General features: G+C 58.5%; 12 protein-coding genes and 2 pseudogenes. 7 read left to right on the plus strand and 7 right to left on the minus strand.

Features of this window, described 5'->3' with window-relative positions; all coding sequences use genetic code 11:
* Nucleotides 1-149: 149 nt before the first annotated feature.
* Nucleotides 150-1739: a GMC family oxidoreductase gene (locus XH87_RS13630; protein ID WP_271587668.1), complete on the minus strand. Its 1590-nt coding sequence runs from the start codon at nt 1737-1739 to the stop codon at nt 150-152.
* Between the two features lie 958 nt (nt 1740-2697).
* A complete protein-coding gene (locus tag XH87_RS13635; RefSeq protein WP_271587669.1) occupies nt 2698-3381 on the minus strand; it encodes an antibiotic biosynthesis monooxygenase family protein in 684 nt (227 codons plus the stop codon).
* A gap of 579 nt (nt 3382-3960) precedes the next feature.
* Between XH87_RS13635 and XH87_RS13640 the strand changes: the two genes are divergently transcribed.
* Nucleotides 3961-4878 (plus strand): NADP-dependent oxidoreductase, encoded by a 918-nt coding sequence (locus tag XH87_RS13640; RefSeq protein ID WP_271587670.1) that lies wholly within the window; start codon nt 3961-3963, stop codon nt 4876-4878.
* A gap of 898 nt (nt 4879-5776) precedes the next feature.
* Here the strand turns inward: XH87_RS13640 and XH87_RS13645 are convergent.
* Nucleotides 5777-6196 (minus strand): hypothetical protein, encoded by a 420-nt coding sequence (locus XH87_RS13645; protein ID WP_271587671.1) that lies wholly within the window; start codon nt 6194-6196, stop codon nt 5777-5779.
* Between the two features lie 243 nt (nt 6197-6439).
* Between XH87_RS13645 and tnpB the strand changes: the two are divergent.
* Nucleotides 6440-6622 (plus strand): annotated as a pseudogene (gene tnpB, locus XH87_RS36760) (IS66 family insertion sequence element accessory protein TnpB); the annotation flags it as partial.
* A gap of 52 nt (nt 6623-6674) precedes the next feature.
* On the opposite strand, the gene XH87_RS13650 reads toward tnpB, so the two are convergent.
* Both XH87_RS13650 and XH87_RS13655 read right to left on the minus strand, forming a co-directional pair.
* Nucleotides 6675-7751: a LysR family transcriptional regulator gene (locus XH87_RS13650; protein ID WP_271587672.1), complete on the minus strand. Its 1077-nt coding sequence runs from the start codon at nt 7749-7751 to the stop codon at nt 6675-6677.
* Nucleotides 7752-8608: 857 nt separating this feature from the next.
* Nucleotides 8609-13411 carry a trifunctional serine/threonine-protein kinase/ATP-binding protein/sensor histidine kinase gene (locus XH87_RS13655; RefSeq protein WP_442868273.1) on the minus strand — a complete coding sequence of 1601 codons (4803 nt, stop codon included), beginning with the start codon at nt 13409-13411 and terminating at the stop codon, nt 8609-8611.
* Between the two features lie 161 nt (nt 13412-13572).
* Here XH87_RS13655 and XH87_RS36765 point away from each other — a divergent pair.
* Nucleotides 13573-13732, plus strand: a pseudogene (locus tag XH87_RS36765) (IS5/IS1182 family transposase); the annotation flags it as partial.
* Nucleotides 13733-13843: 111 nt separating this feature from the next.
* Here XH87_RS36765 and XH87_RS13660 read toward each other — a convergent pair.
* A complete protein-coding gene (locus tag XH87_RS13660) occupies nt 13844-14251 on the minus strand; it encodes a globin domain-containing protein (RefSeq protein WP_271587674.1) in 408 nt (135 codons plus the stop codon).
* Nucleotides 14252-14472: 221 nt separating this feature from the next.
* Nucleotides 14473-15483, minus strand: a complete 1011-nt coding sequence (locus XH87_RS13665; protein ID WP_271587675.1) for a helix-turn-helix domain-containing protein — start codon at nt 15481-15483, stop codon at nt 14473-14475.
* A gap of 325 nt (nt 15484-15808) precedes the next feature.
* On the opposite strand from XH87_RS13665, the gene XH87_RS13670 reads away from it, so the two are divergent.
* The 4 genes from XH87_RS13670 to XH87_RS13685 all read left to right on the plus strand — a co-directional run bounded on the left by XH87_RS13670 (nt 15809) and on the right by XH87_RS13685 (nt 18590).
* Nucleotides 15809-16345 (plus strand): PAS domain-containing protein, encoded by a 537-nt coding sequence (locus tag XH87_RS13670; RefSeq protein ID WP_271587676.1) that lies wholly within the window; start codon nt 15809-15811, stop codon nt 16343-16345.
* Nucleotides 16346-16532: 187 nt separating this feature from the next.
* Nucleotides 16533-17135 (plus strand): sulfite oxidase-like oxidoreductase, encoded by a 603-nt coding sequence (locus XH87_RS13675; RefSeq protein ID WP_271587677.1) that lies wholly within the window; start codon nt 16533-16535, stop codon nt 17133-17135.
* A gap of 64 nt (nt 17136-17199) precedes the next feature.
* On the plus strand, nt 17200-17856 hold the full coding sequence (locus XH87_RS13680; protein ID WP_271587678.1) for a response regulator transcription factor: 657 nt from the start codon (nt 17200-17202) through the stop codon (nt 17854-17856).
* A 341-nt stretch (nt 17857-18197) separates the two neighbouring features.
* On the plus strand, nt 18198-18590 hold the full coding sequence (locus tag XH87_RS13685) for a response regulator transcription factor (protein WP_271587679.1): 393 nt from the start codon (nt 18198-18200) through the stop codon (nt 18588-18590).
* The last annotated feature ends 529 nt before the right edge of the window (nt 18591-19119 follow it).

Consider the following 19119-nt stretch of genomic DNA (forward strand, 5'->3'; position numbering starts at 1 on the left):
GTTGTTGTTCGTCGGGGATGGCTCTGAATAAGAAAGCTTCGCGAGTAGAGACTGCCCAGTTGCAGACGGCGCTTTGACGTTGGCCCGATGTGGTCGGTTCCGCCCAATGACTATCTACGTCTGCCTACGTCGGCCTGCGCCGGAGCTCCTCAAGACTGTTTGAGATCCTCGACCAGCATCGCCGCGGCATGGCGCGCGAGTGCCTGGGTTGGGGCGTTGGTATTGCCGCTAGTGATGTTCGGCATGATCGAGGCGTCGATTACCCGGAGGCCGTCGACCCCTCGGACCCTGAGCCTCGCGTCAACCACTGCTCGCGCATCCTGCCCCATCCGGCACGTGCCAACCGGGTGAAACATCGTCGCCACTGCACCCTTCACCCATTCGCCGATCTCTGCATCGGATTGGATGTGCGGGCCGGGATCGATCTCCTCCTCGATCACCGGCGCCAACGACTCCTGCGCCATAACCTTGCGGATCGCGCGTACCGATTCCACTGCGGCCCTCAGGTCTTCCTCCTCGCCCATGAAGTTCGGATTGATGAGGGGCATCGACGTCGGGTGGCTGTCGGCCAACCGCACCCAGCCACGGCTCTTGGGCTGAAGCGCCACGAGTTCGAAAGTGATGCCGGAACGGTCTCCCGTCGGGCTGACGCCGCCAGTTGCGACGATGGGCACGTGATAGCATTGGATCGTAGGTTCGGCAGTAAAGTCCGACGGATTCCAGTGGGAAACCGTCTCGATGCCATTGCCCGCCGCCGGACCATCCTTGGTGACGAAATAGCGCAGGCCCGCCTTCACGCTACCTAGGCCATGTGCGGCCGCTTGGTAACCCAGATCGCCCTTTACATAGGCGCGGACCGGCACGATCGCATGGTCCTGGAGATTTTCGCCCACCTCCGGAGAATCGACGATAACGGCGACGCCGTGCTGGCGAAGCTGCTCCGGTGGCCCGATACCCGAGTGCATGAGGATCTTCGGGCTATGGACCGAACCGGCCGACAGCACAACCTCGCCGGCCATGATCATCTCGTCATCCACGAGCTGGACGCCGACGACTCGATTGTTCTCGACGAGGACGCGAACAACGGTCTTGCCGGTCAGAAGAGTGACGCGGCCCGAAGCGAGGTGCCGACGGAGATAAGCGTCGACTGCGCTGCACCGCCGCTGGTGCCCGACCGTTGACTGCACCGGCGAGACGCCGATCTGGCTCTCGCCGTTATAGTCGGGGTTATAGGGAACCCCATATTCCTGGAAGGCTTTGAGGCAGTATTGGTTCAGCTCGTTGATGCCCTTGGGCTGCTGGATCGACAGACCACCATTGATGCCGTGATATTCGTCGTGGAACGTGTCGTTGTGTTCCTGCGCCATGAAGACGGGAAGCAGATCTTCGTACGACCATTTGCCGGTATCGCCGACCGCGGCCTGCCACGCGGCGAAGTCGCGCTTCTGGCCTCGGACATAGGCCATCGCGTTGATCGAGGAACCACCGCCGAGCACCTTGCCTGAGCGATATGCTCGCTTGGTGCCGTGCTGGGGCACTGTCTCGTATTTCCAGACATGCCGATCTTGGGCCAATATTTTGGCAAATCCGGCAGGAATATGGATGAACGGATCGCGGTCCGTGTCGCCTGCTTCGATGAGCGCGATCGAAACATCGGTGCGTTCGGCAAGATAACTCGCGACCACACATCCGGCCGCCCCTGCACCAACAATGACGATATCGAAGGCTTCTTGAGACATCAGCGTCTTCTCTCTCTCTCTCTCTCTCTCTGCGCCAATCTGTATCGTTCAACGCCCCTAGCCGGCGGCGCGCCATCGTAGTGCCTGATCCTGAGATTGATGGGACCTTGCGAGTCCAACAGTGACCTTGCATTGGGGGCGAGGGAAATCACCTCTCGCCATGAAGTCGATAGACGATCGTTATTGGCGCGCGCCGCATACATGAGGCCGTAGCCAGGAAAGATGCGAGCATTATCGGACGTAAGACCGACGCTTCTATTCTGCAGCGAGTTATAAGCCGCCTTCAGTTGGCAAACCCGCCTTTAATGGCGTCGCGGCATGCTCGACTGAAGCTGCGAGTTCGTGCGGTTAGCCCCGAGAGATGTTCACAGATGGTGCACGAGAACGGTAAGGAGCGCGTGACACGTTGGACATCATGATGCGCGTGAATGCCTCCCCGCATTCGCACCGAGGGGCGTTTGGGGTTGCATGTGATCCAAGCAGGCTGGTCTCAAGCCGCGAGACGCAAACGAGTTTGCAACGGGCTGTGGCTTCGAAACGTTGGAGCTGAGCCATCGTTTGAGACTACTCGTCTTGCGGTACGAATCGCGACGCGTTCACGTCTCTCACTTTTACACGCCGTTATTTCAATCCAAGGTGGTCGTTCGCTACAATCCTTATGGACCGAATGATGGGAGGGTGTGTCGGTTGCAAGCTACCGACTAAAATGATCGCGCAGGGCCAGGGCTGTTCCCTCACCATCCTTGGCATTAGACGGCTCTGTACGCACTTGACGCCTCGTCAGTCGTGTCAAGGCGGGTAGGGCCTCCTAAGGAACGACGCCGGGTGAAGCCAACGCCCCATTCAGGACCTGGTGGCAACAAGTCGTCGGAGATCAACAAAGCGGGGGGCAAGCATCGAGAGGCTGGTCGAAGCAAATCCACGATCCACTTTGCTCGGCCTCCAGGACGAAGCAATGTTAGGGGTGGATGGCCTCGCCGCCCTTGGCCTCTGAGAAATACTGAGGCGCCTCGCGACGGTCGTACTTTCCGTAGTCGCGTACAATCCGTACTCTCCGAACCCTTGCGCTGTCATCCAGCACGGAAGTGTCTTCGTACGCCTGCGCTGCAGCCGCGTTCTTCCAAGACATGAGCAGAATCAGATCGCCGGGCGTGAAAGCATCGAAGATATCCCAGGACGTGCTTTCGGCGGCCCATGGATTCAGGCCGAACCGCTCGGCGCATTCGTAGGCGTTGTTGGTCCGCTTCCATTCCGCGGGGCGAGTCGCGTTAATCAGAGTGACCGTCGTTCCCTCGCCGACTTCTGTCTCATCGAGCCTTTGCTCGGAGAGGGCGTACCCCGGCGGCACTTGATTGTCAGCAGTGATCTGGCCGATGCGCAGGTGGTAGTCAGCAAGGATTTTGTCGCGGCCCTTCTGCTGAACCTCACGATGGGACCTGCAGGTGCGCCAGCGCACGAGCGACTTCTCATCCCGCCAGCTCGAAAGTGAAAGGATCCAGCCCTCGCGGGTAAGGCTACGGTAACGGACGTTGTCGACGAAGCCATCGACCAGCTCAAGCTCGGGACGCAGTATCTTAACGTTGTGGAGATAGTCATTCCAGTTCTCTCTATTGGGCAGCGTCTCGAAAATCACTGAAAACATGTCGTATCGCGCTCCTTCAGTGCCGCCGCGTAATCGATCTCGATGTCGAGTGCCCCGGCCATGAACGCACTCGCAATTCTAGCTGTCCTAAGCTGTACGCTCTCGACCACACCCTGACGACCGCGCCTACCGCGATCGCGTGATTGATGAAGAGTCCATCGCAAAGCGATGTTTCGATACTCGCGCCAACACTTTTGGCGATTATCAAGAGTTCCGCTCGGGCTACTCGTCGAGAAGGAAGAGCTGCTCCGACACGGTCCTCGACGCCAGCGCCGGCGCACGTCTTGCAGACGATCTATGGCAGACGTCACCAGGCCCCGCCGGCCTCCACAGCGTGCCGGCCTATGGCTGAAGACGCCAATGCGGACTGGAAATCATCTTCCCAACCACTCACAATTTCGCTTCGTCGTAAGAAGCAGATGTTTCTACTCGTACCACACCTTTGACTTCTCGCACGCTGCATCGATGGCATCGATTCCATATCTACAGGTCATTGGACCACCGAGTTTTACATCGTATTTTCGATCCGCTGCGAAAATATTGAATCATGATGACATACCACACTCGAAGAGGTGGACGATGAAAGCGATTATACTGACCGACCAGGCCGCGGGAGCGACCGGAATGAAGCTGGGAGAGCGGTCCCAGCCGCAGGCCGCGATAAACGACGTTGTCGTTGAGGTTCATGCGTCAGGATTCGTTGGGACTGAGCTGGCGTGGCCCTCGACCTGGACTGATCGTAGCGACCGCGACCGGACGCCGGCGGTCCCCGGGCACGAGTTGGCCGGAGTGGTCACCGCCGTCGGCTATGGCACGACCGGGCTGTCGCTCGGGCAGCGAGTGTTCGGCCTTGCCGACTGGTACCGCGATGGTACCTTGGCGGAGTACGTCGCGGTCGAGGCACGCAATCTCGCGCCGCTGCCGGGCGACGTGGACTTCACGGTTGGCGCGAGCTTGCCGATCTCGGGCCTGACTGCATGGCAGGGACTGTTCGAGCACGGTCGCCTCAGGGCGGGCCAGAGCGTCCTCGCGCACGGCGCCGCTGGCGCAGTCGGTTCGATGGTGACCCAGCTCGCACGCGAGGCCGGTGCCTACGTCATCGGAACCGGACGCGCCGCGGATCGTCAGAAAGCGCTCGACTTCGGCGCGCAAGAGTTCGTCGACCTCGAGAACGACGCCTTGGATGACGTCGGCGACTTCGATCTGGTATTCGATCTTATTGGCGGCGACATCGGAAAGCGGTCCGCGCGGCTGGTTAGAGCCGGAGGGACGCTGGTGTCCATTGTCGGGCCGAGCGAGACACGGCCCGCCAACGTCTTGGCAATCGACTTTGTTGTCGAGTCCGATCGCGCCCAACTAAGTGAGATCGTCCAGCGGGTGCGAGACGGACGGCTGCGGACGAACATCGGTATCGTCTCGCCGCTCCACGAGGCTGTGGCCGCCTTTAACCAGACGAAGCGGATCAACGGGAAGAAAATCATCCGCGTTCGTCCGTGAACGGCACGCGCCCATCGATGCACGTGGCCGACCGGCATTGCCCAGTTCAGGCTGCCTTCTTCGATGAAGTGAAAGCACGTGGGTGCCGTTCGGCCGCACTGCGCGGATTGGCTTTCTTGCGTCGGTCGAACGGATCGGGCCGAGATCGCATGCCCTTGAGCTTATAGCGCCGACGGAATGAGAAACGACATTCGCGAACCGGAATGGGACGTTGATAGTGGCAGTCGGAAGATTATCTCATCGAAAGCGACCAATAGTTTCCGCGCGAACCGATCAATGCGCAAGGTCTTAGACAGAGCAAGTCAACCAGCCAATGCCATGACAGGCTCTCGCGGATTACTGTGCGCTCATTGTCGATCGCGGAACTAAAATGTGGTATGGTGTTACGTCAAGCCGTCCGGGGTGCAGCCGCGGCCCTTAGTGGCTGCGCCGCGATCTGGAAAGAAGCGATTTTAGTGCTGAAAATCCGTCCTCACTTCCCTGGAGTCTACCGCGGCCAATCGGGGATCCAAGAACATGCTCCGACTTACATACTGTCGGTAACCACCGACATTAGTCTTGATGGGATGCCGTCCAGTCAAATGGCGGTCCTCCAGCCGTTCTGAACGGAATTCACCGCTTGATCAGTCCGGTAGTCCAGAAAGTCGCTATCGACAACTACTTGATCACCACCCAACCGCCAACTGCGTAAGCGTTGTAAGCAACTTCCCGATGAAGCGAACAGCTCGGGCAAGGCGCCGCCGCGCAGGATGTAGGCGCTAGCTATCTCGGCCGACCCACGCCGCCTTCTTCTTTGATTGAGGACATATAAATCGTATCGATTGTAGTCTCGACGGCTACGATCTATTCAGCAACGATCGGCGTAACGTACCTATTTTGGGCAAATCTGCATGCCGCGTTAGAGTCGAATCGATCGACACCTGATAGCCGGCGTGTCGAGATCGGCCACCAATACAGTGCCGACTTTGACCGCGCGGAGAACTGAGGTCGTCAGCAAGACCGCAACCGCGAGAATCCAGCAGCACCAGACGTAAGGCCCGCCAAAATGGCCGGTAGACGGGGCAGTGATGGAAATCGCGTCCAATGCGCTATCCACCCACAGATGCAGCCAGGAACGAATGATCCGGACGATCCCCGTCGCGTAGTCCGCGAAAGCCGGCGGCAGCAGCGCCGTGGCGCGGGTCACCGCGGAAAACCAGAGCGCGACAGGACTGTTCTTGCCAAAGTTTATCCGGAACGGCGCGACCATCAAGACGATGGCTACAGGATAGTCGATTAGGTAGGAGTAGATAGACTTTGTGACGTTGCAAAAGGGCATAACGCAACTCCGGCTTGCTGGGCTGCTCGATCGAGTTATTGGGACATCGAGAGTAGAGGCGGCGCCCCCAGACCAACCGTTGTGATTGGGCGACCCGTGCTGCCACCAAGTATCGATGAGGTGCATGAGGACAGTATTCGTGTCCGCGCGGAGTTAGAAATGCAGTATCGTTATCGTTTTCATTCTCTCCGGCGGTGGTGCGTCTACAGCTTTCAGACGCGAACCGTCTGCGGGCGCTGGCAGATGGACGGCCGCGGTGATCTCCATTGCGTCGCGCGTACGGGTGTAGATTGCCACCGGCGCCATACAGACATGCGCTGCGGCATGAACTCGCTGGCCTTACTGGTGCAGGAAGCCTTCAGGCGAGACCCGCACGGCGGCGATCTCTATGTGTTCCGAGCTAAGAGCGGCAAGTTGGTCAAGATCCTCCGGTCCGGAGGGGACACACCAGCCCAGCTAGCTCGTTTCTCGCGAGTAGTCACCGCCGCTCGACTGAATGAGGTTGCGGGACTTTCCGTGCTTCCCGATCTTCGCTCCGAATTATCCGAGGATCTCGTGAGCGATCGGCTCGGAGCCGTGACTCAAACAGGGAGCTTGCAGCTTGTGCGTCGAGCTTGCGAATGTTGTCGTTGTTCGAGGCAGGTGCAGATGCGTTGCGGATTGTGTCCAGCACACCCGTCCAATCGCGTGCACGGGCAATTTTGATGAAGGCGTCAAGCGCTGGCGAATACCGCCTCCCCGCCACGGCCAAGAGCTGCACCTCGCACCGGACGGGATCGCCCTCTATCGGAATAGCGGCGAGCGATGGCAGCCTGGGAGCGTGCTCTGGGGCTAGGATGGCTCCAAAACCGGCGGACGCCATTTGCTGAAGATGCTTTTCCTGATCGCTGCTGTGCACAATTTTTGGACCTTGATGGTCGAGAAGACAAGCTTGCACGAATCTACTTGCGACATCGCATCCGACCCTTTCGAGAAAAATCAACTCGTGCAAGTCGTGTAGCGGGATGACGGATTTCCTCGCCATTACATGTTCCCGAGGGAGAACGAGCATGTACCGCTCTTCGAACAGCGGCCAGCGATCGATACGCTCAGGCAGCTCCACAGCGTCGCCGACGAGTGCCGCATTGATTTCGCCATCCAAGAGCATCGTAACGAGCCCATGGGCATCGGCTTCGCGCAGATCGAAACGTAGGTGAGGGATGGTCGTGGTGAGCTCCCAGAGCACTTCCGTAATGAGTGCGGCCGAGATTGATGGCGACAGTCCTATTTTGAGCCTCGCGATTGTCTTTTTTTGATAACTTCGCGCCTGAAGCCGTACCGCCTCCGCGGCGGCAAATACTTGCTCGAGCGTGGGCAGAACCATCTTGCCCAACTCGGTGAGTTGGGTGAAACGACGTTCACGGTGAATCAACGCTCCGCCGAGCTCTTCCTCCAGCTTGTGAACCGCCTTTGTCAGTGCCGGCTGAGTCACATTGCATTGCTTTGCCGCTTGCGTAAAATTGAGCGTCCTTGCGAGGGCCAAGAAGTATCGCACCTGATGGAACTGCAAATGCATGCTCACCCTCGAGAGATTTGCCATGGTCCGGACCATTTCAGGTCGTCGCCATGGGAAGCAGGGGCGATGACAAAAGGATTGGTCGTGGAGTTTCCGACGAAATGAGAGCTGTGCATCGACCCGGAGCTCTCGATATCCCTGGTGCGAAAAGTTCTCTTACCGACGCTCTTTCCTGCTAACGCCGCGGAGGATGACATCAGCTCAACTCGAGGGTCCGGAAAAAACCCCGGATCATGAAGCTTGCATTGCGTCGATCCGATCTCGATATGCCGATAGCGACCTTGGATGTCGACGTTATGGGCGCAGAGTTTAGTATCCCTCACGGTCACTTCGACACCGGTGGGCAATACAGTTGACGCTGGGAATATGGTTCGCATCCTGGTTGTCCGTGACACTGCTGTCCTGATGTCTCGCGAGAGATAGAGCAGATTGCGCGTGACGGTAAGCTCGGTTCTTGTTGCGGCGTTCTCATTCTTGCGGATTTATCGAGTGAGTAGTTCCGCTTCGTCTTTGGCCTGCTAGGCAGCTCCGTGGTCTCAATCACGTATCAATCTAAGTTGGCTCAAAAGTCAGCCGCGGCCTACAAGTGAGAATAAGTTGCACAGGTCGCCCTTGGTTAGTTGATTGGTAGCTGCTTTTTTTGAATTAGCAACTAAAGCGCGATTGCCACCCCAGGGTCGCCATCTGTCATTGCATTAAGGCGACTCAACGGGCGAACTCAATAACTGGTGCAGCTCTGTCACGTGAGCGACGGGCACGTGCTTGAAATCGCAAAAGCCGAAAGACACCAAGATTCGCACCGTCGATAGACATTCGCTCCGCTGTTGGCTCGCTGTAGGATATTCGATTCACGCGGCTCAATTTGACTGCGCGGGCAACGTGAATCGAAAACTTGCTCCCCGAGGTTCGGCGGCAGTGGCCCATAGTCGTCCCCCGTGCGCTTCGATGATGGTGCGGCAGATCGACAGACCCATGCCCAAGCCGCCGGGCTTTGTCGTATTGAAGGCGTCAAAGACGCGCTCAAGATCCTGTGAACTCAGACCTGGACCCGAATCCCGCACCTCGACAAGAACGCCATCCGGCTCGCTCTTCGCGGTAGTGATCACCAATTCTCGCGCCCCCTCGCAGATCGAGCTCAAAGCTTCGATCGCGTTGATGATCAGGTTCATGATCACTTGTTGCACCTGAACCCGATCTCCTTGAATGAGCGGCAAGCCGTCCACGAGGTATGACTGCACCACAATGCCATTCTTCTCGACTTCGCCACGGGTCAGGGCGATGACCTCGAGGATCGCTCCGTTGATGTCCACGTCTTCTTTCCGGAGAGGTGCTTTTTTGAAAAGCGCGCGCATCCGGCCGACGACCTCGCTGACGCGATTGCCGTTAGCAAAGATCCGGTTGAGAGCCTGACGAGCTTTCTCCAGATCTGCCGGTTCTTTGCTTAGCCAGTGCAACGCCGCTGAGGCATTGTTGAGCGTCGCGCCGATCGGCTGGTTGACTTCATGGGCAATAGAAGCAGAGAGCTGCCCCATTGTTGCGACTCGATTCGCATGCACGAGCTCCATCTGCACCTCGCTGTAGCGGCGCTCGCTTTCGCGAATTTCCTCCTCTGCCCGCTTGCGCTGCGTTAAGTCTACCACGAAGGCAACGCCTTGGTCGTGTCGCCCGCCGAACGTCGCTGCCCCGACCAGCACTGGCACGCGATTGCCGTTTTTCAGGAAGTACTCCTTCTCATAGGGTTGCGCGGTTCCGGTCGCCTCCAGCTCGGCCACGCGTCGGTCGTCGGCATCGCGCCATTCGGTGGGCGTCAGATCCCGCCAGCGCAGTCGACCGGAGACGAGATCGTCGCGGTCGTATCCGACGATGCGGAGAAAAGCTTCGTTGGCATCGATGATCCGATCGTCACGATCCCAGACGAAGATGCCGATGATGTTGGCATCCACTAGCCGTCGGATCCTGGCCTCCCGCTCGGCTAGCTCGCGATACAGGCTGGCATTCTCTATTGAGATAGCCGCCTGGGAAGCGAGTAGTGTGAGGACCACCATTCGAGCGGGAGTAAACACGTCAGTCGCAAAGTTGTTCTCCAAGTACAGCATTCCAATCAACCTGGTCTGCTTAAGTATCGGGAGACAAAGCACTGACCGCGAGCGATGGTCGCGAATATAAGCGTCCGCTGAAAACGAGCTCCGACTGGACGCATCGTGCAGGAGAACGCTTTCTTTTGCCCGAAGGACGTAGTGAAACACAGACTCCGGCAGATCAGAGGCCGTGACGCGTGCCTGTTTCAGGACCACGTTCACGTTGTCACCGCTGGTTGTGGCTTCTGCTTCAATTTGATATTTGTCGTCTCGCGAAAGTATCAAGAGACCTCGATCGGCGCCCGCGTGTTCGATTGCCGAACTCATGAGCGTGTTGATTAACTTCTCGAAGACGATCTCGCCTGACACTGCTTCCGACACTCTGAGTACGGTAGTCAAGTCGAGCTGCTCGATGGGTGTCACTATTGTCGCCGCGGAATCCGGGATCGACTTGTCCACGTTGAGGTGCGGATAAAGCTCCTCAAGTTGGCGGACCTTTCCGTCGGCTCCCCAGCGCAGGTAGCAGGCCCGCGCCGCCCGCAAATAGGTCGCGGCGATCTTCTCGTAACCGCGCTCTGCGTAGAAGCGCCCGGCGATCTCGTTGGCAATTGCCTGGTTGTGCACGAATCCGTGTTTGTGAGCCTCGTGGATGGCCTTGTCGTACAGCTCCTGAGCGTTCTGCACCCGGCCCTCAAGGCGGGCGATTTCGGCGCCGACCAACGTGGCGCGATCTTCGAAGGTTTCGGGGTTGGCCTCCGTCCACATTTGGAGCTCCCGGTAGTGGTCCAGCACAGAATCGAAATGCCTCGGTCTCTCCTCCGGTGTGGCGTGATCACAGATCGCCGCATGCGCCAGCGCCCCATAGAGTCGATACTCCGCTGACTCGAACATTGCCGCCGACGTCCAAAGCAGCGGTTCGGCGTGTAGCGAGGCGTCAACCGCCGACGCAAGGTCTCCGGCGAAAAAGCGCGCCTGCAGCTTTCGCGTCCAGTAATAGAACTCGGCGAGCACTAAGTCGGGGCTCTTGGCTAAGCGGCGTTCGGTATCGATTTCACTGTATCCCTCGTGGTCCAGGCATCCGAAAGTTGCAGTCAGCCCGCGCAAGGTGAGGATCAAACCGAGTTGTGCTTCGCAGCGCTCGATGGCCAGGCCGAAACGCGCCCGCCTAGCGGATGCGAGGCCGTTCTCGCATTCCTTTTGCACTTCGGCGAGTGGATCCCCAGCGGCGAGGCAAACCGTGACAGTGAGCAACTCGCACTCGGCTGTCAGATACTCGATCGAGAAGATGAGCTGGTGATTACGTTTCCAAGTCTCTTCTTCCAGAAGGGCTCTGCCAGCTCTGAGATACTTGAGCGCCGAGTCGTATGCTGTCGAGAGCTTCGCGCGCCGGCCGGCGATCAGATTAAGTTCCGCGACGCGCTCGCGATCCTCGACTAAGGTGATGAGATGGGAGCCCCGGTTGAGTTGATTGACGATCTCAAATATCGCCTCCTCACGTTTTTCAGCGGGCGTGTGCTCGGCGAGGAGCATTCCGATGCGCAGGTGAGCCTCGGCACGCAGCTCCTTCGGAATCAGCGAGTAGGCGGCTTCCTGCACGCGGTCGTGCAGGAAACGGTAGGAATTGTCCGCACGGAAGATGAGGCCCGATCGCACGGCTTCCCAGAGATGGTCGTGGATGTGCTCGACTGAGCTCTGATACCCAATCCGCAGCATCTCGAACTCTGCACTGTTGCCCATGCAGGCGAACTGCTGGAGTACCTTCTGGGTTTCTGGCGGAAGGCGCTTCAACTTCTCGACCATCAGCTCTACAACATTGTCCGTGAAGCCTTTGTCACGAATGCGAAGCAGGTCCCATACCCAACGGCGCTCGCGATAATCGAATTTCAGTAGGCGATCGTCCGCCAGAGTAGAAATGAATTGGATTGCGAAGAACGGGTTGCCCGACGTCTTTTCGTGGATCAAGCCTGCCAGTGGGGCCCCGCGCTCCAGTTGGCAGTGAAGGGAGTCGACAATCAGTTTGCCTAGATCGTCGCGATTGAGTGGTGTGAGAACGATGTCCTGCACTGCCGCTCCGGCCTGACGGATTGCTTCCAGCTTACGCACGAGCGGGTGGGTGGCATCGACCTCGTTGTCCCGATACGCACCAATGAGCAGCAAGTGCTGCAAATCGTTGCGGGTCAACAGGTCTTCGAGGAGGTCGAGTGTGGCGACATCTAGCCATTGCATGTCATCGAGGAAGAGCGCGAGCGGGTGTTCGGGTCGCGCAAATACGCCGATGAACCGTCGAAATACGATCTGAAAACGTCTCTGGGCTTCCTGCGACGGCAATTCGGGCACTGGCGGCTGTTCGCCAATGACATGCCTCAATTCCGGGACCAGATCGACGAGGAGCAATCCGTTGGGACCCAGCGCCTCACGAAGTGCGTCCTGCCATTTGCGCAGGTCTTCCTCGTTCTGGCTGAGGAGCCGCCGGACGAGGCTCTGAAACGCCTGGGCCAACGAGGCATGCGGAATGTCGCGCTTGTACTGGTCGGACTTGCCTGATGCAAACAAGCCGCGTGGCGGCACGAGTGGTTTGTGTAGCTCATTGACGACTGCGGATTTGCCGATGCCGGAATATCCGGAGACCAGCACCAGTTCTACACGGCCACCGCCTACGATGCGGTCGAAGGCGGTCAGCAGAGCGTCAACCTCGCGGTCCCTCCCGTACAGCTTCTCGGGGATCATAAGGCGATCTGGGGTGTCGTGAGCGCCAGGAGTGAAGTCATCGATCCACCCCTGGGACTCCCATTGGGACAGGCAGCGCCGAAGATCGCTCTCAACTCCCGCCGCTGTCTGATACCTCTCCTCCGCCGTCTTGGAGAGCAACTTCATCGTGATCGCGGACACCGAGGCCGGTACGGTTCCTACACGCTCGCTGGGTGCGGCTGGTTGTTTCGCGATGTGACAGTGCACCCATTCCATCGGGTCGGAGGCCGTGAATGGAAGACTCCCGGTCAGCATCTCGTAAAAGGTCACCCCAAGCGAGTAAAGGTCGCTCCGAGAATCGACCGAACGGTTCATTCGTCCCGTCTGCTCGGGTGCCATGTAGGCGAGCGTTCCCGCGATGAATTCTGGAGGTTCGGGCGACTGGCGCTCGCGCGTAAGTTTGGACGCAATCCCGAATCCCGTGAGCCACGCGTTGCCGGTCTCGTCGACGAGGACATTCGCAGGCTTGATATCCTTATGTATGAAGCCCTGCTGATGGACTTGACCGAGTGTTCTTGCCAACCCAATAGCGGTGCGAAGGAAACGAGTCAGGTCGAGCGGTTGCCCCTGGTCACGCTCAAGAATCCGATCCAGCGGCTGACCGCCAGGGTCCTTGAGTAAGAGGATCATCCGCCCTTCGTGACGAGCAATGGCCAGAGGCTTGGCAGCCCACGCGGGATCGAGTTCGGCTCCGAGCGAGTATTCGTGCATGAGCCGCCTGATGCTCTGAGGCGACGGCTGTTCGAGGAGTGCGATCGCTAGGACCGGCGAGGGGGCGTCGTGCTTTCGGCCGCGGTAAAGGGTGAAGTCCGCACTTTCCCGCAGGGGCGCCAGCACGTACCCCGAGAGCCCCGGGATAGGTGATATTCTTGTTGCCACAGCATCACCACTTCAGCAAGCTGCCTAACCTTCACGTAGCGCTATCATAGCGCTACCCGGCTCTCGCGCGCATGCGTCAATCAGGCGGTCTTCGTCGTATGCGTACGATGCGCAATACGCCGGATCAACAGATATCGCTGACCGATCCGGATGCCCGTTCGATGGCCACCAGCGGACGCGGATCGGGTGTCGTCGGCTATAATGTCCAGGTCGCGGTGGACACCGCGACATCATCTGATTGTTACGCACGAGTTCATAAACGTCGGCCGACAACGGGCGCGCGCCATCCTATCCGTTTGCACACAACCAAGACCCGGAACGGACATATCGGGATCACCGCTTCCAGAGAGGAAAAAAGGCGATTAGTGCCAGGCGGGAGATCGTAAATCAGACGCCGGCCGCCGCCTTCATTTCACCCGCGAGTTCATCGTAGCAGACCGTCCACGCCTCACGAACGGCGGGCGTGAGATCCTCTCCAAGCGCCTGTTCGAGGGTCCAGAGCAACGCTTCCCGCATCGCGTCGTAGTCCGCGAGCTTAACCCCGTACTCGCCATGGCGGACGGCAAGGTCATGGATCGCGGGCGAAAGTTGATCCGGCGCGGGTAGATGGTAGACGACCATAGCGAGCATGGTCATTAGCTTGACGCCCTGAATACGCATGTTGTTTCTGAATAGCGGCCGGAAATTCGGATTGGTGGCGAATAGCCGCTCGTAGAACAACGCCCCGGTGACCTCAGGCATCGCCGCCAGCCGGGCGAAGGTGGTCTGAACAAGCTCCTGCTGCACAGCATCCACGATGTCATTTCCTTTGCGTGCGGGCGCGGCTCACTCGGCTGCGCGCGACACATGATAGCAATCGGATGCGACACCTCAGGCGCATAGAAGCGTCGTGCAACCTGGCATCTCATTCGCGCGCGATTTCCGTAGGTCATTCACACGGAAGCAGTTGCGAGGTCGTCTCATTTAGCGCCAAGCAACGTCTCATTTAGCGCCAAGCGGGAGATCGCCCCGAGCATTCACGATGTGTCCTTTCCTGTCGTGCGCTGGCCATTCACTCGTCCTTGCGATGCCGCACGCAGCATGGTGGGCGGGCTACCGAACTCGCTTGCGAACGCACGATAAAACGTCGCCATACTGTTGAACCCCCAGCCAAAAGCTATATCGATCACCGATCGGCCGGTGCCCGTCGCGTCGGCGATGGCGTCGCGGCACCGGAGCAGTCGCTCGCGCGAAACGTATCGGGCGAAACTTACATTGTTTGCCTCGAACAGGCGATGCAACTGGCGCGCCGAGATGCCGAGTGCGGCCGCGGCGCTGGCGGCGGTCAGGGAAGGATCGGCGAGATGCAGGTCGACGTAACGCTTGGCGGCCGCGAGCCGCGCCGATTGTAGCGAATCCCGCCCCCCATTGATGCCTTCGTTGGAGATGTTACAGCTCAGTGCCACGAGACCGCAGAGATTTCGCAGCACGGCTTCACCGTGTTCGTTGGAGAGCAGCGGGGCTTGCCCCTTCACCGCATCAATAGCTGCGCCGAGCAGCGAGCCGAGCGGCGAGGCACCCGCCAACCGAAACGGGCGTTCCAGTCGACCCCCGGTTATAAGCGGCGAGAGTGCAGTCCACGGGATGATCAGCATGTCGAACGACTCTGGGCCTTTCCATTCCGCGTTGAATTGCCATTCGGTCGAGCTTATGCAGAAATCACCGGGCTCATGAATCAGGTCGACTGGCGTGCTGCGTGCCGCGGCCCTCCAGATGACCGGCGCGCGAAATCGGCGGACGAAGAACGCTTCAATCTTGTCCCTGGCAACGTCGGCCGCCGTCCGTTGGACCCTCTCAAGTCCCGAACTTATCTCCAGCAGCGCAAATTCGCCTGCAATCGATCCACTCGCTTCCGCGCGAAAGGCACCGGGATCCGAAATCTCGCCCGGCGTGATGCTATGGGCCTGCTTCGCGAAGTAGTCGCACCAGAACCTCACGCGGTCGCGCGGCGCAATATGGTCCGTGGAAAAATGGACTTGCATGATCATCCCGTGGGCCGACCAAATGCCTTGGAACCTAACTTAGACCGGTTACATGGGCAAAGCGAGGGTACCAGACTTTGGGGCTGCCACTTTTTAAGGGCGGATGTGGAGAGTTCCTTTGCGTCTCGGTTCCAGCGGGCGAGCTGATCACCGCACCCGCCTCTCCGCGGCCTTAACTGAACAACAACCGAATGGCGATCGGCGCAAAATGAGACATCGTGCGGCGCACGGTGAGACGACGGCAGTGACCTGCGAGACTATGCTTACTCAAATTCGAGTGTAAGGCCGAATAGGTCCTATGAACAAGGTGGGTACACAAAGGAGGTTGAAAATGGCAACCAACGCAACAAGCACGATGATTTTGGATGGCGACTTCGACAAAATGGACTTCCGAGGAGAAGTCGTCGACGGGCACCTCGTCACAAAAGGAATCCTTGCAGACCAAGCGGCAATAGATTCTATCCCAGTAGGGATATACGTTCTCGAAAAGGATGCCACTGTCGTCAAGTGCAACAAAGCTGCAATCGCGGGTTGGGGACGCACGCCGTCTCTGGGAGCCTCGGAGAAGTATTGCGGGTCACACCTTCTGCGTTACCCTTCAGGAGAAGTGATGCCGCACGAACTTGCACCACCATCCGTGGTGATCAACAACGGCGCCACCGTTCGCAACGCCGATGTGATTTGCGAGCATCCCAACGGCAATCGTCTCCTGGCGCTCGTCAATGTCTTTCCGATTCGTGACAACGACGACGAAGTGATCGGAGCCGTCAACATTTTCCGTCACAATACCAGCAAGACTGTCCCTGGCTTACTCTCCGAGTCTGCAAATAATTCCGATTCCGAGATCGGTGAGGGGGAGGAGCAGTGAGGCTCCCTTCGCCGCTTCGGGTTCCGTAGTTCTTCATAGGGACCTTCTCGGCATGTGGCGTACCGGGAGCTCAATGTTTGTCCGCCGCACCCGGCTAACCGCGTTTTCGGGCCCTGGAAATTACAAGGTACGCTAACTAGGCGCGCGGTGCTTTTGCGCGCGCCATACTTTTGCGATGGAGCTAGCTATGCGATCGAACGAGCGACGTGAACGAGAGCGTGAGTTGCGTGCCGCTGGGCGGCTGCCCCCAGGACAGTCGCTTACGCTCGAGTGGCCGGTGAAGCATGTGGGCCCGGTGCCGGTCTTTCGTCCCAGGGCGTGGGATTTTCGAGTGTTCGGCCTGGTAGAGGAGCAACTGCGGCTTTCGTGGGAGGAACTTTCCAATCTGCCGCAGAGCGAAGTATTTGCGGACATGCACTGCGTAGTGCACTGGAGTCGGTTCGACAACCATTGGGAAGGATTGCTCGCCACAGAATTAATGAAGCGAGTGAAGCTGCGGCCAGAGGCGCGGCATGTGATGGTCCATGGCGAGAATAACCACACGGCAAACCTGCCAATCTCGGATTTTCTGCGCCCGACGACGATCTTCGCCCTACGGCATAACGGCGAACTCCTTACGGCCGAGCATGGCTACCCATTGCGCCTCGTGGTGCCAAACCTCTATGCGTATAAGAGCGTGAAGTGGGTACGCGGGATCGAGTTTTTGGATCGCGAATCGCCGGGCTTATGGGAATTTAACGGATATCACATCCACGGCGACCCATTCAAAGAGCAACGATCTTCGAGCTGAAACTCGGGACCGAACCTGGAGCGCCGGCAGCTGATATTTTTACACGAAGTTGGGAGAGTATCTCGTGGCGCAGCATTCTATTCAAAAGCGCGCAGTAGCCGAGGAGCCAACTATAGCCGTCGTTGACGATGACAGGGACTTCCGCGACTCACTCGGAGATCTGTTCAACTCGGTCGGCTTCAAGGTCAAGTTGTTTGGGTCGGCCGCGGAGCTGCTCGAAGGCGAATTATTACCCGACGTGGTGAGCTGCCTTGTACTTGACGTTAGAATGCCGGGCTTGGGCGGTCTCGACTTCCAAACCGAGCTGTCGAAAATGAACGCTTCCATTCCCATCATCTTCATGACCGGCCACGGCGACATTCCGATGTCGGTTAAGGCGATGAAGGCAGGCGCTGTCGATTTTCTGACGAAGCCGTTCCGCGATCAGGACATGCTGGATGCGGTGACGATCGCACTGGAGCGCGATCGGACGCGGCGAAAGGTCGAGCAGCGGCTTACGGAACTGAAATCGCGTCTCGAACGTTTAAGCCCGCGCGAGCGAGAGGTGCTGGCTCTCGTGACCTCTGGATTAAAGAACAAGCAGATCGCTTTCCAGCTAGGCGTAGCTGAGATCACTGTGAAGGCGCACCGCGGCCACGTGATGCAGAAGATGGGTGCGCAATCGCTAGCCGAGCTTGTCAGAATAGCGGAGACGCTCGGTATAAAGTCGCCACGGTCCTAATCGCTTCGTGGTGGCTCCATCAGCGAAAATTGTTTAGGCGCAAACCAACTGAAGCTTTTGATGCCGGAAGCGCCCCCTGACGCGTCGAGCGCAATGGCCTGGCATCAGCGCACGCGTTCGGAAGTGGCCCAAATCGGGTTGACCTATTCAGAAGTTCTGGATCAATTATTCCAAAGTATAGCGTCGATTATTCCGAGGTCTGGCATCGGCCGTCCACAATATAATCGCGGCTCCAAACGCTTGTCGTTACAGTACGATGATTGGATAGCCGTGCGGTGCGCTTCTTGAGATACGGAACGCGAAATGCGGCGGTCCGCGTCCCCAGCATAGAAGGCGGGGATATGTCTAGCGAGACTCAGATTTCGATCATCGATGATGATGAGCAATCTCGCGAGGCGTTAGCGGGTCTCATGCAGGCAGTGGGCTTCACGACTGAGGTCTTTGCATCCGCAATGGATTTCTTGGCGTCTCCTAACGTCCGCCATACCTCCTGTTTGATCGTTGATGTCCACATGCCGCGTATGACTGGGACTGAGTTGCATAGCCGCTTGGTAGGATCTGGCTATGACATACCAACAATTCTGATCACGGCTTACCTCGATGACGGCGCGCGAACTCGAGCTCTGGGTCAGGGCGTCGTTGGCTACCTGACCAAACCCATTGACGAAGAGGTTCTGCTCGGATGCGTCGAATCGGCTCTGCAGCGCGCAAAATCGGATGAAAACCCATCATGACCGCGAAATCATCTCCACCGAGGCCGTTCAACACATGAGAGGGGTTCCAGCGTGGAACGCGATGGGCCACGAGAAGCTCGCCAGTTTGATGTCCTCACCTCCATGCTGTAGCCGCCCGATAAATGTCAGCTCACCTTCACGCTCCGTTAGCAGCGACGGATTTAGGGAACCCGGGATCACTCGGTGGCGTTTGGGCGGGGCGGTCCCCTTTGCGCCGCTTCAGCTTTCGGTCGCTTTGCTGAGCTCCCACGGCGGGATTTCTGCGTTCTGTTCGCCACGAGTCTTCCGGCTCCTATCCGGTTGCTGGTGGGCTATGGGGAGCATCGAGTACGGCAGATCTCCGATTTGCGGCGTGTTAACCGGTTCGGCGGATTAAGACCGAAATGACCCGTTTACGTGGGATACCGTGCTCACCGTTACGTCGCGCGAACGGATGCTGCTAGGCCATCACTCGTAGATGCAGGTCTTCTTCCGGCTCATGAGCTGCGTTCCTAAAGCGCCGAAAGCCAGACCGACCTCAATGAGAGGC

Source organism: Bradyrhizobium sp. CCBAU 53415 (assembly GCF_028128735.1).
GTDB lineage: Bacteria > Pseudomonadota > Alphaproteobacteria > Rhizobiales > Xanthobacteraceae > Bradyrhizobium.